Source organism: Burkholderia sp. AcTa6-5 (assembly GCF_017815075.1).
In the GTDB taxonomy this organism is placed as follows: domain Bacteria; phylum Pseudomonadota; class Gammaproteobacteria; order Burkholderiales; family Burkholderiaceae; genus Burkholderia; species Burkholderia sola.
Genome location: NZ_JAGIQE010000013.1, coordinates 139,121 through 161,543, shown reverse-complemented (window position 1 = coordinate 161,543; position 22,423 = coordinate 139,121). Strand labels below are relative to the sequence as shown.

The window sequence follows — 22,423 nt, the reverse complement described above, 5'->3', positions numbered from 1 at the left end:
GCCATGTCCACGCTTTCCGCCCCCGCCCCGATCGCACCGCCGCTGCTGCTGCGCGTGGCCGACCAGGCTGCGTATCCGGTGCTGCGCCACCTCGACGCGATCGGCACGCCGCCGCGCGCGGCGGCCCGGCTCGTCGAAGCCGCCGCCGTGCGGCTGCTCGACAGCGAGATGGTGATCGCGCTGCGCGCCGCCACGCCGGACGTGCTGCCCGACGCGTCCGCGTCGACACCGCTGCGGCACGACGAGGCGCCGCTCACCGAAGCGCTTCTCGAGCAGATCGACCGCGAAGGGTTTCATCACCTGTTCAAGCCGTTCATGCGCGCATTCATCCGCATCATGTTCGGGCTGTTCTTCTCCGACGACCAGAACCGCCGTGCATGCGCGTGCATCGACGCCGGCCACAACTTCGCGTTCCTGATGAGCGACGGTGGCGGCCCGACGCTGGCCGCCTGGCGCACCGTCGTGCGTAGCGACGACAACGGGCTCGCGCTGACCGTCGACAAGGTATGGGGCATCGAGGCGCATCGCGACTGCATGGCCGTCGTCGCCGCGCGCCTGCCGGGCGTGATGTTCCCGGCCGCCTATCTCGTGTGGCCCGACGAGTATCGGAAACTGAAACGCACGACCTGCGGTGCACCGTTCCTCGCGGGCAACCTGCAGCTCGCAAACGTCGGCGGCCAGGTGCGCGTCGCCGCCGAGGATCGGCTGCGGATCGGCGGGCCGACCGTCTTCAACAAATACCTGACCGTGGTGCGACCGTACTTCGTCCGCGCGCTGATGGCGCACGTCGGCTGGCTCGAACGGACCGGCCGCGTCGAACTCGATGCCGACGCGCGCGCCGTGCACCGCTTCATCGCGGACGCCGCGCGCACCCAGACCGACGACGCGCACTACAGCTTCGGCAAGGTGCAGCGCGTGCTCGCGATCAAGCTGCTGTCGAACGAGTTCCTGAGCGCGCTCGTGCGCGACGGCAAGGTGCCGCTGTTCGACGACCAGCGCGACCTGCTGGCGTTTTCGAAGATGGAAGGCAGTTCGTACCGTTGTTATCACGAGCTTCGCAAGAGCCTGCGCTGCGAAGCCGGCAGTTGATCCACGCGACAGGCCGATCGATCCCGATCCATTCAACTCAACTCCAGGAGCTCCCCTCATGACGACCCAGAACGTTCCGGCCGACGCGCTCGACATCCTGTCCCGCGAAGTCGCGAAGATCCTCAACGTCGAAACCGTCGACACGGACGCCGGCATCGGCGAACTCGGCATCGATTCGCTGAACATCGTCGAGCTGATCGTGTTCTGCGAACAGCTTTACGGTTCGATCGATCCGGAAGCGCTGAACATCACGCAGTACACGACGCTGCAGCAGCTCGACGCGCAACTGCGCAGCCAGCAGCACGCGGCCTGATACGGCGATGCTCGCGCCCCTTGCCCCCGTGGCGACCGCCGCCGTCGAGCCGGCCCCGGCGACCGCGCTGACCGTGCAGGCGCTCGCGTACCGGCGCGTCGCGCCGTCGCGCGACGGCGCGGCGGTGCCGCTCGACGACACGGCGCACGCGATCGGCACGCTCGCGTGCGCCGAGCGCGAGCGGCTGTGCGGCGCGGTCGGCGCGGACGACTACGTGGTCAGCTCGACGATCCTGTCGATGCTGCTGATGAACGATTCGCCGCAGCATCGCGTGTTCGCGCAGGCGCTGGCCGGCGCGAACGACTACACGCCCGACTGGATGACCTGCTCGTACGAATGCGCGGGCTGGGGCTACGTGCTGCGCCGCACGCTCGCGACCGCGGCCGAGACCGGGCCGCGCACGCTGCTGCTGCAGATCGTCGACATCGACGTGCACGGCTATACGTACTGGCACGGCAATCCCGCATGGGGGCGCTCGGGCTTCGGCGTCTGCACGCTGCTCGTCGACGTCGGCCGCGAACCGGCGCAGTCGGTGATCGCCGACGCCGCGCCGCCGTCCAGCGCGGTCGTGCGGCTCGGCCGCGACATCCGCACGTTCTGCGCGGCGCGCCCGGGCCTGCACGCGGCGTTGCCGTTCTTTCCGGCGACGTCGCGACGCGCGCTGCTCGCGTCGGTCGGCAAGACGCCGCTGCTGCCGGACGGCCACGGCGTGTTCGGCCATGCGTTCGGCAGCGACCCGTGGCTGTCGGTGCTGCTCGCGCACCGCGACGGCGACACGCCGCGCCGCGCGGCCGTCTGCTCGCTCGCGCTGAACGGCTATTACGCGATCGCGGACGTCGCGTTCGCGCCGGACGCGACGTTCTCTCTCGACGGCGAGGCGTGACATGGTGCGACCCGTTCACTTCACCTACCGGATCGAGCGCGATGCGCGCCAGCCGGTCGCGGTCGCGGCCAGCGCATACCGGATGCCGCTCGACACGCCCACCGACTACGCACGCGCCGCGCTCGCGGAAGCGGCCGGCGATGCGTACGACGCGGGCAATACGTCGGACGCGGCCGACGGCGAACGCCGCGTGCTGCTCGACCACGTGCAGTATTTCGCATTCCTCGCGGAAATCACCGCGCGGATTCGCGACGCGGTGCACCCGGACGCGCGCCTGTTCATCGAAGTGTGCGCGCCGTATTTCGGCGCGCTGCCGGCCGAACTGCTCGCGCCGCACGTGCTGCTCGGCGTGCACCTGTACGACGAAGCCTTGCGCGATGCCGCGCGCGGCGCGCCGGTCGTCTGGATCGGCGACCGCATCCTGCGCGATGCGGAATTCGCCGGCGACAACCGCGTGTGCTGCGCGATCTGGCCCGCGCGGCTCGCCGATGCGTTCGACGCGCAACTGCGCGGCGCGTGGCCGGCGTTCGCGATCCGGCTCGAGCCGCACCCTGGCGCGTCGCGCGCCGCCCCATTCACCGATTCCGCCCATCATTCCGGCGCCGCCGCGCGGCCGGGGAGACCCTGATGAACGACACGCTTACCGTGATGCAGGACACGGCCGATATCCGCTGGTCGATGCCCGTCGATGCGCTGATGTCGAACGACTACGCGCTGCGCGAAGAGGCGCTGAACCGGCTGTACGAGAAGGCTAAGGCCGCGCAGTGGGACGTCGCGACCGACGTCGACTGGCGCCACGACCTCGACCCGGCGAACCCGCTCGGCATGCCCGACCCGACGCTGCTGATCTATGGCACCGAACTGTGGGGCAAGCTGGCCGACGCCGACAAGCGCGAGGTACGCCACCACGCGCAGGGCTGGCTGCTGTCGCAGATCCTGCACGGCGAGCAGGCTGCGCTGATCTGCGCGTCGAAGCTCGCGTCGGCCGAGAACGGCCTGAGCGCGCGGCTGTGCGCGGCCGCGCAGATGATGGACGAAGCGCGCCACGTCGAGGCGTACGCGAAGCTCGTCAACGAGAAGCTCGACGTCAGCTACCCGATGAGCCGCTCGCTGAAGGGGCTGCTGCACGACACGATCACGAGCAGCGCGCTCGACATGACGAACCTCGGGATGCAGGTGCTGGTCGAGGGCATCGCGCTGTCGATCTTCCAGAGCGTCGTCGCGTACAGCACCGACCCGTTCATCAAGGACCTGTTCCTGCGGATCCAGCGCGACGAAGCGCGTCACTTCGCGGTCGGCCGGATCACGCTGTGCCGCGTGTACGCGGAGATGAGTTCGCACGAGCTGCGCGAGCGCGAGGAATTCATCTGCGAAGGCGCGGCCGTGCTGTACGAGCATCTGTGCGCGGACGACATCTGGGAGCCGATGGGACTGTCCAAGCGCGAATGCAGCGCGATGGTGCGCGAGTCGCCGGTATCGAGCTCGATCCGCCGCTCGATCTTCCGGCGCCTGGTGCCGACGATCCGCGAGATGGGCCTGCTCACGCCGACCGTGCAGGCGACCTTCGAAAAGCTCGACGTCCTCGACTACGCGGCGATGCCGCTCAACTGACATGACGATGCCCTCCTCCCCCGCATCCCGCGACGCCGGCTTCTGGATCGGCATCGACGCGGTGGCCTACGAGCTGCCGGGCCCGCCCGTCGATATCGAAGCCTGGGCCGCCGAACGCGACTATCCAGCCCAGCGGGCGGCCGCGATCGCGCAGTCGGGCAGCCGCTATTTCCACATGGCGCTCGACACGAGCGAGACCGATCTCGCGATCGCGGCGGTCGGCCGGCTGCTCGATACCGCGCGCGTGCCTCCGTCCGACGTCGGCGCGATCGTGCACGTGCACACGCAGCAGTTCAGCGTGCCGCCCGCGCCGCGCAGCCTGCCGCACGAAGTGGCCGCGCGCTTCGGCATCGAGCCGCTGTGGCTCGGCTCCGTCGCGCAACTGAATTGCGTATCGGTCGCGGCCGGCATCGAAACCGTGCGCGCGCTGATGCGCCGCCATCCGCAGATCGACGCGGCGCTCGTCGTGTCGTCCGACCGCGTGTACGGCGAGGATTACCGGATGCGGCAGATGACGGGCGTGCAGTGCGACGGCGCGGCCGCGATGCTGATCGCGCGCAACAGCACGAAGAACCGGCTCGGCGGCATCGCGATCGAAACGCATGCGAAATGGCATCGCGGGTCTGACACGGTCGCCGCGAACGAGGCCGACCTGATCATGATGGAGTGGCCGTACACGCGCCGTGCGATCGACGCGGCCGTCGCGCTCGAGCCGCATGCGCTCGACGCATACGACCTCGTGCTGCCGCACAACGCCGACCTGCCCGGCTGGAGCGCGCTGTGCCGCGCGATGCGCGTGCCGGCCGAGCGGCTCTATGCGGACAACATCCATGCGCGCGGCCACGCGTGCTGTTCGGATTTCCCGATCAACCTGGCCGACGTCGGGCTCGATGCGGTCGCGCACGGCCGGCGCGTGCTCGGCGTGATGCAGTCGAACTGCGGCGCGTATGCGGCCGCCACGCTCCATCCGGTGAGCCGCCATGACGCCTGAGCGCCCGCTTCCCGCCGCCGCCGATCAGGCGTGGATCGCCGATCTGCGCACGCCGTGCTACGTGTACGAGCCCGAGGTCGCGATCGCCCGCTACCGGTCGCTGAAGGCGCGACTCGGCACGCGGCTGATCGTGTCGCTGAAGGCGAATCCGAACCAGGACATGCTCGCGCGTTGCGCGCATGCGTACGAGGACGGCGTCGAACTCGCGAGCCGCGGCGAACTCGACGCGGTGATCGGCCGGATCAAGACGCCGCGCTACCTGAACAATCCGTCGATGGACGAGATGTTCATGCGCGCGGGGCTCGCGTCGCGCTGCCATTTCGTGCTCGACAACCCGGACGCGGTCGCGCGCTTCGTGCCGCTCGCCCGCGAAGCGGCGGCCGGCGGCAGCACGCCGGGCGCCGTGCTGCTGCGCGTGAACGCCGGCGCGCTGGCAGGTGAACACGCGCGGGCGCTATGGCACGACCACTTCGGGATGACGCCGAACGAGGCGCACGACGCGGTGCGCACGCTCGCGGCCGCCGGCCTGCCCGTCGCCGGGCTGCATGTGTTCTCCGGCCCGCATTCGTTCATCCGCCAGGACCCGACGCAGCCGGACACGCTCGTGTTGCCCGAACGGCTCGCGGCGCTGGCGCGCGATCTCGCACCGGCCAACGGTGCGCCGCTCGCGTCGCTGAGCCTCGGCGGCGGTTTCGCCGACGATCATCCGGGCGATGCCGCGTTCGAACGCTATGCCGCCGCGCTCGCGCCGCTCGCCGGCCAGTATTCGCTCGCCCACGAATCGGGCCGCGCGATCTTCGCGGATGCGGGCGTGTTCGCGACGCGCGTCGTCGCGGTCAAGACGTGGCAGGACCGCACGATCGCGGTCTGCGACGGCGGGCTGTCGCATGCGTTCCTGCTCGCGCAGACCGAAACGATGATGCGCCGCCTGGCCGCGCCGTCGCTCGTGCGCCGCACGCCCGCGCCGCCGCCCCGTGGCGTGCCGACGCTCTACGTCGGCAGCACCTGCAGCCGCGCGGACGTGATCGGCCGCGACGACACGGGCGCGCCGCCCCAGGTCGGCGACATCGCGGTGTTCGAACGCTGCGGCGCGTATCACCGCACGTACTCGATGGCGCATTTCCTGTCCCACGAAGCCGCGCACGTGTACGTGCGGCCGACCTGAACCCGAGGAGCCGATCATGAACGCATTGATCAGCATCGCCGACCTGCTCGAACACGGCGCCGAGCGCTGGCCGCATCGTCCGGCGTATGCCGACGGCGGCGGCACCCTGACTTACGACCAGCTCGCGCGCGCGGTCCGGCGCGCCGCCGCCGCGCTCGCCTCGCGCGGCGTGCGACCCGGCGAACGCGTCGCGATCTACGCGCCGAAGCGCATCGAAACCGTGGTCGCGATGCTCGCGGCCAACGCACTCGGCGCGATCTTCGTGCCGGTCAATCCGCAGTTGAAGGAAGCGCAGATCGAACACATCGTCGCCGACAGCGGCGCCGCGCTGTTCGTGACCGGCGCGCAGCGGCTCAAGCGCCTGCCAACACTCGCCGCGCTCGTCGGCGAACGCACGCTGCTGATCGAGGAATTGGCCGATGCGATCGAAGCGGCCGACACCGACGCGCCGGCGTCGGCATCGGCAGCGCCCCCCTTCGGCCGCCCGGTCGACGACGATCCGGCCGCGCTGCTCTACACGTCGGGCTCGACCGGCAAGCCAAAAGGCGTCGTCGTGTCGCATCGCAACCTGGTATCGGGCGCGTTCAGCGTCGCCGCGTACCAGCATCTCGCCGAAGACGACGTCGTGCTCGGCGTGCTGCCGCTCAGCTTCGACGCGGGCCTGAGCCAACTGACGAGCGCGCTCGCGTCCGGCGCGTGCTACACGCCGCTCGACTTCCTGCAGCCGGCCGAAGTGCCGCGCCATTGCGAAGCGTTCGGCGTCACGTCGATCACCGGCGTGCCGCCGCTGTGGATGCAGCTGACGTCGGCCGGCTGGAGCGACAGCACACGCACGCGGGTCCGCCGCTTCGCGAACACCGGCGGCCATCTCGCGACGCCGCTGCTGCATCGCCTGCAAGCGCTGTTCACGCAGGCGTCGCCGTACCTGATGTACGGGCTGACCGAAGCGTTCCGCTCGACCTACCTGCCGCCCGCGGACGCGGCGCTGCGCCCGACGTCGATCGGCAAGGCCGTGCCGAACGCGGAGATCCTCGTGCTGCGCGCGGACGGCAGCGAATGCGCGGCCGACGAGCCCGGCGAACTCGTGCATCGCGGCGCGTTCGTCACGCTCGGCTACTGGAACCGGCCGGAGCTGACCGCGCAGCGCTTTCGGCCGCTGCCGCGCCGCCACGGCGAAATCCCCCGCCCGGACGTCGCCGTGTGGTCCGGCGACATCGTGCGGCGCGACGCGGACGGCTACCTGTACTTCGTCGCGCGCGGCGACGACATGATCAAGACGTCCGGCTATCGCGTGAGCCCGACCGAGGTCGAGGACGTGCTGTTCGCGCTGCCGCACATCCGCGAGGCTGCCGTATTCGGCGTCCCGCACCCGGCGCTCGGCGAGGCGATCGCCGCGTGCGTCGTGTCGACGCTCGACGCCGACGCGTGCCGCGCCGACATCGCCCGCGCATGCCGCGACGCGTTGCCCACCTACATGAACCCGCTCGTCGTCGAGCCGCTGCCCGCGTTGCCGCGCAACCCGAACGGCAAGATCGACCGACCGGCGCTGAAAGCGCAGTATCGCGACGCGTTCGCGCGCCCGAACCTCGAGGAGACCGCCGCATGACCCTGTCGACGCTCGATGAAACCTGTGTCGGCGCGCCGCGCGTCGCCGCGCCCGGCATGCTCGCGCTGTCCGGCGGCGTCGTGGTGCTGCCGCCCGCCGTCGTGTTCAGTGCGATCCAGGCGCAGGAACGCCATCCCGGCTACCGGCACCTGCTGCTGCCGCAGGCGCGCTTTGCGCGGCCGCGCGGCCTGGGCGCGCTGACGCCCGACGAAGGCACGCGTCTCGCGCCGGGCGGCCGGCCCGCGCTGCGCGTCGCGCCGCCCGGGCGCAGCCTCGCCGATCTCGCCGCCGATGCCGCGCTCGACCTGCGCGACCAGCTCGGCTCCGGCGCGCTGGCCCGCACGACGCATGTGATCGTCGCCAGTTGCGCGCTCAACGAAGGCATCGGCGACTCGGTCGTCGGCCGCATGCAGTACGAACTCGGGCTGCAGCGCGTGACGCCGTTCGCGCTCGGCCAGAACGGCACGCTCGGCTGGTATTCGGCGCTGATGCTGCTCGACGGCCTGCTGCGCGACGAAGGCGACCAGGCGCTCGTGATCCTCAGCGACAAGTGGCTCTACCCGTTCTTCCGCCAGTTCGGCGACCTGGTCGGCTACGGCGACGCGGCCGCCGCGCTGCTCGTGTCGCGCGCAGGCCCGTCGCCCGAGCCGGCCGCGTGGGGCGGCGTGCGGTCCGTCGCGCTCGAATTCGGGCCGTCGATCGCCGATCCGTGGGCCGATGCGCCGGCCACGCTGCGCGACACGCTCGCGCCGGTCGCCGCGCGCGCGATCCGCCGCGCGCTCGACCAGGCCAACCTGCGTGCGAACCAGATCGACTGGTGCGTGCCGCCCGGCTTCGATCCCGGCTTCGCGGCGCGCGTGGCCGACGCCGCGTCGATTCCGGTCCCCGCGCGCATCCAGCACGACGGGTCGGGCCATCTGTCGTCGGCCGAATCGGCCGCCGCGCTGATCCGGCTCGCGGGCGCGCTCGACGAAGGCGAACGCCGCACGGTGCTCGTATGGGATGCAGCGCTGCATGGCGCGGCGGCAGCAGCCGTCGTCGACCTGGCCGGCGGGCTCGACGCCGCACTCGATATCGAAGGAGATGCATGATGAGCGCCTACAAGGTCAGCCTGCGCGAGCTGCGCTTCTTTCTGTGGGAACTGTTCGAGGCCGACAAGCGGTTCCTGTCGGAACACGGCCTGTACGGCACGCACGATCGCGCGTCGATCGATGCGCTCCTCGAACGCGCACGCGATTTCGCGCTCGACCTCGGCCGCAGCTACCAGCAGGCGGACGTCGAGGGCTGCACGCTGCTCGACGACGGCCAGGTACGGATTCCTTCGCATTTCCACGCGTTGTGGGCGCGCTTTCGCGACGAGTGGTCGAACACGCTGTTCGGCACCGCGCACGGGCTGCCGCCGATCGTCACGCAGATGATCTACGAGATGTTCATGGGCGCGAACCCGTCGTTCATGACGTACGGCGGCTTCACGCGCCCCGCGGTCAAGCTGCTGCAGATGCACGGCACGCCGCACCAGAAGGCGCTGATCGCGCCGCTCGAAGCATACCGCTGGGATGCGTGCTTCTGCGCGACCGAACCGCAGGCCGGCACCGACCTGACCGCGGTCGCGCTGCGCGCGACGCCGCTCGAACGCGACATCTACGCGATCGACGGCGAGAAGGTCTATATCTCGGCCGGCATGCACGAGCTGACGGAAAACACGCTGTACTTCGTGCTCGGGCGCGTCGACACCGCGTCGCCGGATTCGTTCTCGCTGTCGTGCCTCGTCGTGCCGCGCTTCTGGCCCGACGAAACCACCGGCGAGTTGCAGCCGAACCACGTCGACTGCATCGGCCTGCCGCGCAAGATGGGGCTCAAGGGCTGCGCGAACACCCATCTCGTGTTCGGCTCGAACGGCACGACGAAAGGCTGGCTGCTCGGCGGCCGCCGCAACGTCGGCCTGCTGCAGCTGATGCCGCTGATGAACCAGGCGCGGATGAGCACCGGGATGTTCGGCGTCGGCGTCGCGTCGAGCGCGTACCTGCACGCGGTCGAGTATGCGGGCCGCCGGCTGCAGGGCCGGCCGATCGAGCGCGCGTCGAACACGAACGCGGCACGCGTCGCGATCGTCGAGCACGCGGACGTGCAGCGCATGCTGGTCGACATGAAAAGCCGCGTCGACGGCTGCCGCGGCCTGCTCGGCAAGCTCGCGGCGACCGCGACGCGCGCGGCGATGCTCGAGGCGACGCCGGACGCCGACCCGGCCGAGATCGAGCGTCATCGCAAGCTGCAACTGCTGCTGACGCCGATCTGCAAGGCGTTCATCTCCGATCAGGCGTGGCGGATCTGCGAAACGGCGATCCAGGTGCACGGCGGGCTCGGCTATACCGATGCGAGCCCGGTCGAGCAGAACGCGCGCGACGTAAAGATCCTGTCGATCTGGGAAGGCACGAACTACATCCAGGCGCAGGATCTCGTGCGCGACAAGCTCGGCTTCGGCCGCCATTCGCGGCTGATCCAGTACTACCGCGACGAACTCGACGCGTTCCTCGCGCAGCAGCATCAACCCGGCACGCATGTGGAATTGCGGCCGCTGTTCGATGCGCTGCGCGCGGGCGCCGACCGCATCGCCGCCGCGCTCGACGACATCGCGCGCGACGTGCAGGACGGCCATACGCATCGCAGCAGCCAGTTCTACACGCGCTTTCTGGAGATGTTCGGCGTGGTCACGTCGGCATGGGTGCTGCTCGAATCGGCGACGATCGCCGCGCGCCGGCTCGATGCGCCGGAAACGGCCGACGCGCCGGCCGAACTCGCGTTCTATCGCGGCAAGCTGAAAAGCGCGCGCTACTACTTCGCGAACGTGGTGCCCGTCGTCGACCAGCATGCGGCCGTGATCGCCGCGATGGCGCACGCGGCGATCAGCGTCAGCAGCGACGAACTCGCCGCGGTGGAATGACATGGACACGACGCTCGATTCCGGCACCTCCGCCACCATCACCGCGACCGACGATGCGCCGCGCAACCTGCTCGGCCGCCCGGCGACGCGCCATCGCGGCACCGACATCGACGGCGCGACGCTCGACCCCGAAGCGCTGCGCGTGCGCGATCTCGACCTGAACGCGCTGATCGGCGCGACGACGTTCGAAGGCGCGCTCGCGCATCTGTGGTTCGACGTCGCGCCCGGCAGCGCCGACCATCGCGCGCACGAGGCGACGATCGGCGCGCGGCTCGCCGCGTTCGCCGACGCACTGGCGCCCGGCTCGGTCGCGCAGTCGGTCGCGGCCGAGCTCGGCGCGGCCGGCGTCGCGCCGGTATTCGCGGCCGCGTCCGGCCTGCTGCGCGGCCTCGACGACGTGACCGCACGCGTACATGGCGCGGCGCCGGACGATGCCGATCTCGACACGATGCTGCGATGCGCGGCCGCCGCACCGTTCCTACTGCATGCGGCGATCGAGGGCCGGCCGTTCGCGGCAGGCGCGGGCGCTGGCAGCACGGCGCTCGACGCAGCGCAGACGCACGCGCAACGCATGCTCGTGCTGACCGGCGCGACGCGCCGCGACGCACCGGCGCAAGCGGCGATGGACATGCTGCTCGTCGCGTGGCACGCGGGCTTCGGCTACATCACGCCGACCGTGCTCGCGCCGCGCGTCGCGATCGGCACCGGCGTCACGCTGACCCAGGCCGTCGCATCCGGCTTTCTCGCGAGCGGGCCGTCGCACGTCGGCGCGGCGCTCGAAGCGATGCAGTGGCTCGCCGCGCTCGCGCAGTCGGTGCCGGGCGGCGCCGGTGCGCGGGCCGCGGCGCTCGATACGGCCGGGCGCGCGGCGATCGACGCGGCGGTCGACGCGAAACGTACGCTGTACGGCTTCGGTCATCCGCTGTTCGTCGCCGATCCGCGTCCGCCGCACATACGTGGCCGGTTGACGGAAGCACGCTTCGACGGCCGATACATGACGCTGTTCGACGCGTGCTGCGCGCAGGCCGACGCGCGCCGCGCGCTGCGGCCGAACATCGATTTCCTGACCGCCGCGACGCTGCTCGAACTCGGCGTCGCCGCGCCGTCATGGGGCGTCGGCGTCGGGCTCGGCGCGCGCATCGCGGCGATGGCCGCGCATGCCGTGGAACGGCGCCGCCGCCCGGCGTTCGGCGTCAACAGCGCGACCGCGCGACGGCTGCTGGCCGCCGTGCCGGTCGGCTGGCTGTGAACCCTCACCCTTTCGCACAAGGAACGTCATGCTGCTCAAGAACCTGCGCCCGGCGAACGACTACGATCGCTTCGCCACCGAAACGCTCGAACCGTGGGACCTGCTGTTCATCAGTCGCATCCGCCAGCTCGCGCGCGGGATGACGGCCGGCACGATCGCCGATATCGGCACGGCCACCGGCGTCGTGCCGGTGCGGCTCGCGACCGATCCGGCGATGCGCGGCTGGCGCTACGTCGGCATCGACCTCGATCCGGCGATGCTCGACGAAGGCCGCCCGCGCATCCGCGAACTGGGGCTCGACGACACGATCGAGATGCGCGTCGGCGACGCGCTCGCGCTGCCGTTCGACGACGGCACGCTGACGATGGCGGTCGGCCGCGCGACGCTGCACCACCTGCCCGACAAGGCGCTCAGCCTGACCGAGATGTATCGCGTGCTGGAGCCGGGCGGCATCGCGCTCGTGCACGACATGCGCCGCGACGCGCCGCAGCACCTGCTCGACCGCTTCACCGAGATGCGCGCGGCCGCCGACTATCCGCCGACCCACGTCGAGGAAAAGATCACGCTCGACGAAGCGCATGCGCTGGTGGCCGAAGCCGGCCTGACTGCCGTTGCGTCGATCTACAGCCCGAGCATGGGGCTCGGCGCGCTGGGCTTCGAAATCCTGCTGAAGAAACCGGCGCTGGCCTGAGCGATGACCGATCTCGCCTTCCTCGCCGCGCATGCGGCCGTGCGGCTCGGCGCCGACGACGTGCAGTGCGCGCCGGTCGCGCCCGGCGCGACGCTGCCGCTGTGCGTGACGCCGCGCAGCGCCGAACTCGCGACGTCGCCGGAGATGTTCGTCGCGTGGTACCGCTCGCGGCTCGACACGATCGACACGCTGCTCGACGCATGCGGCGCGCTGCTGTGGCGCGGCTTCGCGGTGCCCGACACCGCCGCGTTCGGCCGCCTCGGCGCGCTGTATCCGGCGCACGCGAACGGTTATACGGCCGGCGCCGCCCCGCGCCGGCAGATCGACGGCCAGGTCTATGAATCGACCCGCATGCCGCCGCCGTTCAGGATCGGGCTGCATCAGGAGATGGCCTACATGCCCGCGTTCCCGCGCCTCGTCGCGTTCTACTGCCGGCAACCGGCCGACGCGGGCGGCGAAACGCCGATCTGCGACATGCGGCGCGTGACCGCGCGCGTGCCGGCCGCGCTGCGCGCGCGGTTCGCCGAGCGCGGCGTGATGTATCTGCGCAATTTCGCGGCGCCGGGCGACCGCGCGGACGGCCTCGCCGCGAACCCGAACCTGCCGTTCGCCGCGTACCACCGGCCGTGGGACGACGCGTTCGGCACGACGGCGCGCGACGAGGTCGAACGGCTGTGTGCGGAACGCGGCGTCGGCTGCCGCTGGCTCGACGACGGCAGCGTGACCGTGTCGCACGTCGGCAGCGCGCTGCGCACGCATCCGCGCACCGGCGAGACGGTGTGGTTCAACCAGGCGAGCGCGCAGCACCCGAACCCGCGTTCGATGGGCGAGCTCAGCTATCGCTACCTGCAGCGCATCTACGGCGCGCGCGCTGCGTTCCCGTACGAGATCCGCTACGGCGACGGCGCGCCGATGCCGTTCGACGATCTGGCGGCGATCTACGACGCGCTCGACGACGAGGAATGCGCGTTCCCGTGGCAGGCCGGCGACGTGCTCGTCGTCGACAACATGCTGGTCGCGCACGGCCGCAACCCGTACCGGGGCGCGCGCGACACGCAGGTCATGCTGTTCGACTGAGGATGCCGACGATGAGCGTTTCGTTTCTTGCGTCCGTGCGCGCGATGTTCGGCCCGCCCACCGCGTTCGACCGGCCGCAGCGCGCGGGCACGCCGCCGCTGCCCGACGCGCATGCGCCGGGCGCGGCGCTCGGCGCGCGCGCGATCGACGTCGCGGCCGGCGACTTTCGCTTGTCCGCGCGCCACGTGCGGTTCCGGCTCGGCGCGATCACCGCGATCGTGGGGCCGAACGGCTCGGGCAAGACCACGCTGCTCGAGACGCTGCTCGGCTTCCGGCGCGGCGGCAGCGACGTGCGCGTGCTCGACGTGCCGGCCGAACGCTTCATGCGCGATTCGCGGTCGCTGCGGCGGCTCGGCGCGCAATTGCAGAAGGTCGAGTATCCGGACCATCTGCGTGTGTCGGAGATCGTCGCGCTGCACCGCGCGATGTACGCGCACACCGATGCGGCGATCACCGACGCGCTCGGCATCGCCGAACTGCTCGACAAGCCGTGCCGCGCGCTGTCGAAGGGGCAGCGCCAGCGCGTGGACCTGTACGTCGCGCTCGCGCACCGGCCGGAGCTGGCCGTGCTCGACGAGCCGTTCACGGGGCTCGACCGCCGCTATGCGGGCGTCGTGATCGACCTCCTGCGCCATCGCGCGAGCGGCACGAGCGTCGCGATGATCTGCCATTCCGACGAAGAGCTGAGCGTGGTCGACGATCTCGTGTGGGTGCGCGACGGCGGCGTGCGCTACCAGGGCGACCAGGACACGCTGCGCGCCAGGCTCGTCGGCGATGCGCGCGCGGTCCTGCATTGCCGCGACGAAGCCGACGCGCGCGCGCTGCGCAAGCGGCTCGCGGCGCTGCCCGGCGTGACCGGCGTGCGCGTATCGGCCGCGCATGTGGTCGAGGCGTTCGGCGATGCGACGCTGCATCCGAACGTGCACCGGATCGTCGGCGAACAGGGCATCCAGCATCTCGCGCTCGCGCCGAGCACGCCGGGCGACCTGCTGCGCCTGTGCACCGAGGGCCCGACCCATGACTAAGGTGTTCCTGATCCTCGTGCGCAACGAGCTGCTCGGCTATCTGCGCAGTCGCTCGTCGCTGTTCTGGACGCTCGTGTTCCCGGTGTTCCTGCTGAGCGTGATGCTGTTCGCGTTCGGCGGCTCGGGCTCGCTCGGCACGGCCGACCTCGCGTTCGACCTGCCCGGCGGCGCGACACCGTACAACCAGGCGTGCCAGGCGCAGATCGTCGCCAGCCTGTCGCACAGCGACACGGTGAAGGCGACCTTCGGCGGGCGCGGCGCGCCGGCCGACCGCGTGACCGTCGTGCTCGGCGCGGACGAACGCACGCCGGCGACGATCCGCTACGACTTCAACGGCTCGCTCGCGGTAAAGGCCGCGTCGCGCGTCGTCGAGATCGCGCTCGCGCGCTGCGCCGCGCAGCAGCTCGGGCTGCCGGCCGCGCAGGCGCGCTTCGAGAACGCCGCCCCCACGCGCCGCCCGTTCGACTATGGCGCATTCTTCGCGACCGGCATCCTGGTGATGGCGTTCATGGCGATCGGCCTCAATTCGACGACCACCGCGATCGCCGCGCTGCGCGAGCGCAATACGTTCAAGCTCTACGTGTGCTTCCCGGTGTCGCGCGGCGTGTTCCTCGCCGCGCTGATCGTCGCGCGGATGGCGATGATGGCGCTGTCGGCGCTCGTGCTGCTGACGGTCGCGCGCGTCGCGTTCGGCATCGCGCTGCCGATCGCGACGCCGGACGGGCTGCGCGCGTTGCCGATCGTGCTGCTCGGCGCGGCGATGGTGCTGAGCATCGGCGTGCTGCTGGCGAGCCGCACCCGCTCGCTCGCGGCGGCCGAACTCGCGTGCAACGTCACGTATTACCCGCTGCTGTTCTTCAGCGACCTGACGATCCCGATGCACGACGCGCCCGCGTGGCTGAAGGCGGGGCTCGCGTTCCTGCCGACCAACCAGTTCGCGGTCGCGCTGCGCGGCGCGCTGGTCGACGGCGCGCCGTACGCGCAGCTCGCGCCGCAACTGCTCGGCATGGCCGCGTGCACCGCGCTGTTCCTGTTCGCCGCCGCGCGGCTGTTCCGCTGGCACGACGCGTGACGCGTCGCCACGCTGTTTCGACGAAGGAGAGACACCAATGAAATCGAACCATCCCATAACCGACTACCTGCTGCACGCGAGCAACTTCCTGCCGGCGATCGTGTTCCTGTTCTACGGCCGGCTCGGCCCCGAGCAGCCGGACCTGCGCTGGACCCATGCGTTCCTGATCGGCGGCGTGCTCGCGCTCGTGCACGCCGCGTGGCTGATGCGCCGCGCGGAGCGCAACAGCATCGCGATCGGCGTCGACCTGTTCCTCGTGATCGGCGCGGTGCTCGCGCTCGTGTCGCCGACAGGTAGCCGTCTGTGGGGCGAGGAACTCGGGCCGGCCGCGATGCTCGTCTGCGTGCTGGTGGTCGGCATCGTGCATACCGCTTGGTCGGACGGCGGCTTCGTCGACGGCACGTTCGTCGACCATGCGCGCACGCGTTCGCTGTCGCTCGTGCTGCTTGCGGTTACCGTCGTCGCGCTCGCGGTGTCGATTGCGATGCGCCACAGCCCGCTGTGGGGCGGCGTCGTGCCGCTGATCGCGCTCGTCGTCGTGCGCGGCCGGCTGCGCAAGCAGCTCGCGCGAGCACGCTGACGATGAACGCGTTGCCCGCACACGCGGCACACGCCGCGCAACGGCACGCGCTCGCCGCGGCGCTCGGCGACGGCTGGCTCGAAGGCACGGCCTGCGAGCCGTATGCGGCCGACGTCATGCAGCACGGCGGCGTGCCGCTCGGCGTCGCGCGGCCGGCATCGACCGCCGACGTGCGCGCGCTCGCCCGCGTCGCCGTCGCGCACCGGATCGCGCTCGTCGCCCAGGGCGCACGCAGCGGGCTCGTCGGCGCCGCCGTGCCCGATCGCAGCGGCACGCAATGCGTGGTGTCGTTCGAGCGGATGCGCGCCGTTCGCGCGTTCGATCCGGCCAATCGCAGCATCACGGTCGACGCCGGCGTGCGGCTGTCCGACCTCAATCGCGTGGCGGGCGAAGCCGGCCTCTGCGTGCCGATCGATCTCGGCAGCGATCCGGCGGCCGGCGGCCTCGTTGGCGCGAACGCGGGCGGCAGCCGCCTGGTCAAGTACGGCGATGTGCGCCGTCACGTGCTCGGCGTCGAAGTCGTGCTCGCGGACGAAGCCGGCACCGTGATCGACGCGCTCGCGCCGCTGCGCAAGCGCAACGCGGGCTTCGACGTCGCGCAATGCTTCATCGGCGCGAACGGTGCGAACGGGCTGGTCACCGCCGTGTCATTCGCGCTCGCGCCGCTCGAACGGTCGTCGTGCGCGGCGTTCGTCGCGTTCGCGTCGTACGACGCCGCGCTCGCCGGCCTGCTCGCGTTCGAACGCGCATTCGGCGAGATGCTGTCCGCGTTCGAGTTCATGTCGGCGGCGACGGTCGGCTGCGTCGCCGCGGCGTTTCCGGCATTGCGCGTGCCGTTCGAGCCCGGTGAAGCCGGATGCTACGCGCTCGTCGAAATCGCGACCGGCATGCCGGGGCTCGATGCGCTGCTCGAGGAACGCACGGTCGCGACGCTCGATGCGCTCGCGAACGAACGCGTCGTACTCGACGCGGCGTGCGCGCCGGCCGAACGGTTCTGGCGGATTCGCGACGCGCTGCCGGCCGCGGTCGCGCTGGACGGCCTGCCGCTGTCGTTCGACGTGTCGTTTCCGCGCGGCGCGCTGGCCGGATTCGTCGCCGATGCCGAGCAGTGGCTCGCCGCCGCGCATCCGGCGCTGCGCTGTCATGCGTTCGGCCATTTCGGCGACGGCGGCTGCCATCTCGTCGTGTCGATTCCGCCTACCGCGGCGCAACGCTACGGGCCGCTGCAGCAAGTGGCGCTGCGCGGCGCGCTGTACGACCGCGTCGTGCAGGCAGGCGGCTGCTTCAGCGCGGAGCATGGCGTCGGGCCGGTCAATATCGCGTACTACCGCAAGCACGTGCCGGCCGCGCAACGGCAACTCGCCGGCGCCGTCCAGCACGCGATCGATCCGCTCGGCCTGGTCGGGCGGGTCCGTTACTGATGCACCGCTTCGACACCCCACGGAGAATTCGCATGATGTCGCCCCGCCCGCCCAGCCCCGCCGTCGCCGTCGAGCCGGACGACGATCCGTCGTCCGCGGGCATTTCCACGCTGCCCGACTCCGGTGCGATGGTCAACGTGCGCGGCGTCGCGTATGTCATTGAATTGCCGCCGCGTGACCATGCGCGGCCGGCGCTGTGGCGCGAGCTTGCGCACTGGCGCAACGATCGGTCGGGCGATCACGCATCGGATGGCGACGCCGAGCGGGATGCACCGCAGGGTTAGGTGAGCGTTCGCGTCGCTCCGTGCGGCCGTGACGAGCGGCCGCGCGCGGTCGTCGATGTCGATGTCGATGTCGATACAAGTGGGACGGCGGCTACCGGTGCCGACTCCGGTGACCGCAACGCTTCGCGCGGCATGCCGAACACGGCAGCTTCGGCCGACGGCTCACCCCGCCCGCGCCACCCGGAAGACCGACATCGCGACCTGCATCGAACCGGCCTGCTGCTCGAGCGCCGTCGCGGCCGCACTGGCCTGTTCGACCAGCGCGGCGTTCTGCTGCGTCATCTGGTCCATCTGCGTAACGGCCTGCCCGACCTGGTCGATGCCCGCGCTCTGCTCGACGGTGGCCGTCGTGATCTCGGTCATGATCGTCGCCACGCGCCGCACCGACGACACGATCTCTTCCATCGCGTGCCCTGCCTGCGTCACGAGCGCATTGCCGTCGCGCACGTCGTCGATCGACGCGCCGATCAGCTGCCGGATCTCGCGCGCGGCGCCCGCGCTGCGTTGCGCGAGCGTGCGCACCTCGCCGGCGACGACCGCGAAGCCGCGCCCGTGTTCGCCCGCCCGTGCCGATTCGACCGCCGCGTTGAGCGCGAGGATATTGGTCTGGAAGGCGATCCCGTCGATCATTCCGGTGATTTCCGCGATCTTCTGCGAGCTCGTGTTGATCACGCCCATCATGTCGACCGCGCGGCCGACCAGTTCGCCGCCGTGCTGCGCGAGGTCCGCCGCGCTGGCCGCGAGCGTGCTCGCCTGCTGCGCATTGTCCGCGTTCTGGCGCACCGTCGACGTCAGCTGCTCCATGCTCGCGGCCGTTTCCTCGAGCGACGCCGACTGCTGCTCGGTACGGCTCGACAGGTCGAGGTTGCCGGCCGCGATCTCGCGTGCGGCCGTATGAATCGCATCGCTGCTGTCGCGCATGCCGGTGACGGTCGCCGCGAGCCCCGCCTGCATCCGCTTCATCGCCGCGAACAACTGGCCGATTTCGTTGCCGCCGGCATCGGGCACCGTCACGGTCAGGTCGTTCGACGCGATGCGGTCGAGCAGCGCGGCCGCGTTCGCGAGCGGCCGCGACACGATCGCGCGCAGCGCGAAGTGCGTCGCGACGATCAGCGCGAGCGCCAGCGCGACGCCGATCCCGACCATCGCGATGATGCGCGTATAGGCGGCGTTGTCGGCGTCGATCGTGTCTTCCGCCAGTTGGTTGGCGGTGCGCTGGAATTTCTCGACGTTCGCCGAATACACCTGGCCGGCGAGCGTGATTTCCTTGTCGTTGATCGCCGCATACGCGGCGGTGTCGCCGTTGCGCAGCGCATCGGCCGCCCGCGCGAGCACGCTCGCGAGATGCGTCGACGACTCGACGAGCGCCTGCTTCAGGTCCGCGCCGAGGCTGCCGACCGGCGCGGCATCCTTGAACGCCTGCGTTTCCTTCGCGGACAGGTCGAACGTGCGTTGCGCGCTTTGCAGCGCCGAGTCGCGCTGGGCCGGATCGTCGTGCTCCTTCAGCGCCGAATACGCGCGGACGAGCGCCGAGCGCGTACGCGTGCTGTCCTTGTAGGCGTCGTTGACGAGCGACGTCTGCGCCGCGATTTCGTGCAGGCGCTTCGCGTTCGTGTTCGCGCCGCCGAGCGCGACGATCCCGACGATGCCGCCGACGACGATCATCGCGGCAAATGCAGCGAGCACGGCGAGCAAACTGCTTTTCACTTTCAGATCGCGCATGGCGAATCGACTCCCGAAGTTATCCCTTGTCGGTTAACGACGGCAATTACGCCAACTTGAGCCGATTGACCGGAATTTCGCCGCGCGATCGTGCGTGCGTGTGCATCCGGTTCGCGCAACGAGCGGCACGCGATCGACGCCGCCCGTTGCGCCGCCCGCCGAATCAGTTCGTCCCGTCGTACGTGACGATCTCGATCCAGTTTGCGCCCTTGCCGACCGGATACTTGCCGATCGCGTCGAGATGCCCGGTATCGCGATCGATCCGGTACACGGCCAGCGTCGGCGACAGTTGCCCCGCGGCGAGCAGATACTTGCCCGACGGATCGATCGCGAAGCCGCGCGGCTGCCGCTCGGTCGCGAACGTGCCGATCCGCGCGAGCCTGCCCGACTTCGCGTCGACGCGATACGCGGCGAGCGTGCTCGACGTGCGCTCCGATGCATACAGGAATTTGCCGTCGGGCGTGAGATGCAAGTCAGCGCCCCACGGCTTGTCGCCATGGAAATCCGGCGGCAGGATCGACACGGTCTGGATCGGCCGCGCGTCGGCGCCGCCGCGCGACAGCGCGAGCACGTGCAGCTTGCCGTCGAGTTCGTCGATCAGGTAAGCGAAGCGCCCATTCGACGAGAACACGAAATGGCGCGGGCCCGATTTGTCGGGCAGCCGGTACGCGGGCGTCGTATCGTCGGTCAGCGTTCCCGTCGACGCATCGAACGGCAAACGCAGCCACGCATCGGCGCCGAGCACCGACGCGAACGCATAGCGGCCGTCCGGCGACTGGCGGATCGCGTGCGCCATCGGGCCGGTCTTCACCGTCTGCTGCACGTCGCCCGCGACGCCGTCCGCGCCGATCCGGTTCACCGCGAGCAGGTTGCCGCCGTACGACGCCGAGAGCAGGTAGCGGCCCGACGCATCGGTCGACACGTACGCCATGCTCTCCGCGAGCGGCGCGCGGCCCAGCTCGATCAGCCGCCCGTCGAGCGGATTGATCGCGAAGCTGACGACGCGATACGGCGTCGAGCGCAATGCCGCGTACAGGCGCCGATGATCGGGCGACAGCGCCATCGGCATCACGGTGCCGCCGACCGGCACCGTCTCGATCGCGGTCAGCGCACCGTTCGACGTATCGACGCCGAACACCGAGATGTCGCGGCTGTCGCTGTTCGACACGTACGCATACGTCGCCGCGTGCGCGAGCGACGCGGCCATCGTCAACGCAGCCGCCGCAACGGCGCGCCGCAGGAAAGTCGTTTTCATGGGAGGGGCGTGAAGTGAAGAAATAAAACCGCGGATGCGAACGCGGCGCCGGACCACCTCGGTCGTCCGGCGCCGCGAACGGCAAAACATCCGGTCAGAACACCGCGTGCCCGCTGATCAGGCTCGGCAGCCACGTCGAGAAGAACGGCATGTACGTGACGATGTTGATCGCACTGAAGATCGCGAGGTAGTACGGCCACGCCATCTTCGTCGTCTCGCCGATCGACACGTTGCCGATCGCGCAGCCGACGAACTGCACCGACCCGATCGGCGGATGCACGAGGCCGAGCGAGCAGTTCAGCAGCAGCATGATCCCGAACTGCACCGGCCCGACGCCGCACGCCATCGCGATCGGCAGGAACAGCGGCGTCGTGATCAGGATGTGCGCGGCCATGTCGACGAACGTGCCGAGGAACACCTGGATGATGTTGATGTACAGCAGCATCAGCCACGGCGCCGCGGTCGACTGCTTCAGCAGCCCTTCGATCGCATCCGGAATCTCCAGGTACGACATCTGGAAGCGCAGCATGTTGGACACCGCGATCAGCAGCAGCACGACACCCGTCGTGCGCGCCGCATGCGACAGCGCGCGGCGCAGCTTCTCGGCCGTCAGCGTGCGGTAGACCACCGCGGTCAGTACGAGCGAGTACACGACGGCGATCGCGGCCGCTTCGGTCGCGGTGGCGATGCCCTTCGCGACGCACACGAGGATGATCGCGATCACCATCAGCCCGGGCACCGCGCCGACGAAGCTGCGCAGCACCGCATACCAGCCGGGAAACCGCGGCAGCGCGGACGAGCCGTCCTCGCGGCGCGGATAGCCGTGACGCACGGCCTGCCAGTACGCGGCGGCGAGCACGAAGCCCATCACCCACAACACCGGCAGGAGCCCCGAGAACAGCAGGTCGCCGATCGACACGCCGCTCACCGGCTGGCCGTGCAGCATCCCGGTGATGCCCTGCGCGGCGAACGCGTAGATGATCATGTTGGTCGACGTCGGCATCAGCGCGCCGGCGAGCGATGCGTGCGTGGTCACATTCACGGCATACGCGGCGCTGTAGCCTTCGCGCTTCATCAGCGGAATCACCACGCCGCCCATCGCCGACGTATCGGCGGTCGGCGAGCCCGACACGCCGCCGAACAGCGTGCACGCGACGACGTTCGCCATCCCGAGGCCGCCGCGGAAGTGGCCGACGGTCGCCTGCGCGAAGCGCAGGATCCGGTCCGCGATGCCGCCATGCAGCATCAGCTCGCCGGAGAAGATGAAGAACGGCACCGCAAGGAACGAGAACGCGTTCATCCCCGAGATCATCGCCTGCATCGCGGTCGCGATCGGCAGGCCCTCGACCATGTAGGTCAGCACGCACGCAATGCCGAGCGCGAACGACACGGGCACGCCGAGCACGAGGAATATCAGAAAACTGACGGACAGGATCGCGAGTTCCATG

Annotated in this window: 21 protein-coding genes; 18 read left to right on the top strand and 3 right to left on the bottom strand. The window is 70.5% G+C overall.

Annotated elements, in window-relative coordinates:
* The first annotated feature begins 3 nt into the window (after positions 1–3).
* The 18 genes from J8I33_RS19110 to J8I33_RS19025 are packed head-to-tail and all read left to right on the top strand — an operon-like array spanning position 4 to position 17,998.
* A complete protein-coding gene (locus J8I33_RS19110; RefSeq protein ID WP_124555090.1) occupies positions 4–1,089 on the top strand; it encodes a hypothetical protein in 1,086 nt (361 codons plus the stop codon).
* A gap of 58 nt (positions 1,090–1,147) precedes the next feature.
* The gene (locus J8I33_RS19105; RefSeq protein WP_006481176.1) at positions 1,148–1,402 is read left to right on the top strand and encodes an acyl carrier protein; all 255 of its coding nucleotides are present in this window, start codon (positions 1,148–1,150) and stop codon (positions 1,400–1,402) included.
* Between the two features lie 7 nt (positions 1,403–1,409).
* Positions 1,410–2,285 carry a hypothetical protein gene (locus tag J8I33_RS19100; RefSeq protein ID WP_209938662.1) on the top strand — a complete coding sequence of 292 codons (876 nt, stop codon included), beginning with the start codon at positions 1,410–1,412 and terminating at the stop codon, positions 2,283–2,285.
* 1 nt (position 2,286) lies between these two features.
* Positions 2,287–2,913 carry a hypothetical protein gene (locus tag J8I33_RS19095; RefSeq protein WP_050013575.1) on the top strand — a complete coding sequence of 209 codons (627 nt, stop codon included), beginning with the start codon at positions 2,287–2,289 and terminating at the stop codon, positions 2,911–2,913.
* Entirely contained in the window at positions 2,913–3,896 is a 984-nt protein-coding gene (locus J8I33_RS19090; protein WP_050013576.1) for a ferritin-like domain-containing protein, read from the top strand. Before J8I33_RS19095 ends, J8I33_RS19090 begins: the two co-directional genes overlap by 1 nt.
* Position 3,897: 1 nt before the next feature.
* The gene (locus tag J8I33_RS19085) at positions 3,898–4,887 is read left to right on the top strand and encodes a 3-oxoacyl-ACP synthase (protein ID WP_050013577.1); all 990 of its coding nucleotides are present in this window, start codon (positions 3,898–3,900) and stop codon (positions 4,885–4,887) included.
* The gene (locus J8I33_RS19080) at positions 4,877–6,052 is read left to right on the top strand and encodes a PLP-dependent decarboxylase (RefSeq protein ID WP_209938659.1); all 1,176 of its coding nucleotides are present in this window, start codon (positions 4,877–4,879) and stop codon (positions 6,050–6,052) included. The genes J8I33_RS19085 and J8I33_RS19080 overlap by 11 nt, the downstream gene beginning before the upstream one ends.
* Positions 6,053–6,068: 16 nt before the next feature.
* Positions 6,069–7,658 (top strand): acyl-CoA ligase (AMP-forming), exosortase A system-associated, encoded by a 1,590-nt coding sequence (locus J8I33_RS19075; protein ID WP_209938653.1) that lies wholly within the window; start codon positions 6,069–6,071, stop codon positions 7,656–7,658.
* Entirely contained in the window at positions 7,655–8,749 is a 1,095-nt protein-coding gene (locus J8I33_RS19070; RefSeq protein WP_050013580.1) for a hypothetical protein, read from the top strand. The genes J8I33_RS19075 and J8I33_RS19070 overlap by 4 nt, the downstream gene beginning before the upstream one ends.
* Entirely contained in the window at positions 8,749–10,599 is a 1,851-nt protein-coding gene (locus J8I33_RS19065; protein ID WP_050013581.1) for an acyl-CoA dehydrogenase, read from the top strand. Before J8I33_RS19070 ends, J8I33_RS19065 begins: the two co-directional genes overlap by 1 nt.
* A 1-nt stretch (position 10,600) precedes the next feature.
* Positions 10,601–11,848 carry a citrate/2-methylcitrate synthase gene (locus J8I33_RS19060; protein ID WP_209938651.1) on the top strand — a complete coding sequence of 416 codons (1,248 nt, stop codon included), beginning with the start codon at positions 10,601–10,603 and terminating at the stop codon, positions 11,846–11,848.
* A gap of 28 nt (positions 11,849–11,876) precedes the next feature.
* Positions 11,877–12,539: a class I SAM-dependent methyltransferase gene (locus J8I33_RS19055; RefSeq protein WP_069619832.1), complete on the top strand. Its 663-nt coding sequence runs from the start codon at positions 11,877–11,879 to the stop codon at positions 12,537–12,539.
* Positions 12,540–12,542: 3 nt separating this feature from the next.
* Positions 12,543–13,616 carry a TauD/TfdA family dioxygenase gene (locus J8I33_RS19050; protein ID WP_050013584.1) on the top strand — a complete coding sequence of 358 codons (1,074 nt, stop codon included), beginning with the start codon at positions 12,543–12,545 and terminating at the stop codon, positions 13,614–13,616.
* Positions 13,617–13,627: 11 nt separating this feature from the next.
* The gene (locus tag J8I33_RS19045; protein ID WP_209938649.1) at positions 13,628–14,641 is read left to right on the top strand and encodes an ABC transporter ATP-binding protein; all 1,014 of its coding nucleotides are present in this window, start codon (positions 13,628–13,630) and stop codon (positions 14,639–14,641) included.
* On the top strand, positions 14,634–15,713 hold the full coding sequence (locus tag J8I33_RS19040) for an ABC transporter permease (RefSeq protein WP_124555099.1): 1,080 nt from the start codon (positions 14,634–14,636) through the stop codon (positions 15,711–15,713). Before J8I33_RS19045 ends, J8I33_RS19040 begins: the two co-directional genes overlap by 8 nt.
* Before the next feature lie 37 nt (positions 15,714–15,750).
* Positions 15,751–16,293, top strand: coding sequence for a permease (locus J8I33_RS19035; protein ID WP_209938647.1), 543 nt, complete (start codon positions 15,751–15,753; stop codon positions 16,291–16,293).
* A gap of 2 nt (positions 16,294–16,295) precedes the next feature.
* Positions 16,296–17,714 carry an FAD-binding oxidoreductase gene (locus J8I33_RS19030; protein ID WP_209938645.1) on the top strand — a complete coding sequence of 473 codons (1,419 nt, stop codon included), beginning with the start codon at positions 16,296–16,298 and terminating at the stop codon, positions 17,712–17,714.
* Between the two features lie 32 nt (positions 17,715–17,746).
* Positions 17,747–17,998, top strand: coding sequence for a hypothetical protein (locus tag J8I33_RS19025; protein WP_176015874.1), 252 nt, complete (start codon positions 17,747–17,749; stop codon positions 17,996–17,998).
* Positions 17,999–18,160: 162 nt separating this feature from the next.
* On the opposite strand, the gene J8I33_RS19020 is transcribed toward J8I33_RS19025, so the two are convergent.
* The 3 genes from J8I33_RS19020 to J8I33_RS19010 all read right to left on the bottom strand — a co-directional run bounded on the left by J8I33_RS19020 (position 18,161) and on the right by J8I33_RS19010 (position 22,422).
* Positions 18,161–19,720, bottom strand: a complete 1,560-nt coding sequence (locus J8I33_RS19020) for a methyl-accepting chemotaxis protein (protein WP_050013589.1) — start codon at positions 19,718–19,720, stop codon at positions 18,161–18,163.
* 163 nt (positions 19,721–19,883) lie between these two features.
* Positions 19,884–20,975, bottom strand: coding sequence for a lactonase family protein (locus J8I33_RS19015; protein WP_209924206.1), 1,092 nt, complete (start codon positions 20,973–20,975; stop codon positions 19,884–19,886).
* A gap of 94 nt (positions 20,976–21,069) precedes the next feature.
* Entirely contained in the window at positions 21,070–22,422 is a 1,353-nt protein-coding gene (locus J8I33_RS19010) for a TRAP transporter large permease (RefSeq protein ID WP_006481162.1), read from the bottom strand.
* Position 22,423 lies beyond the last annotated feature (1 nt).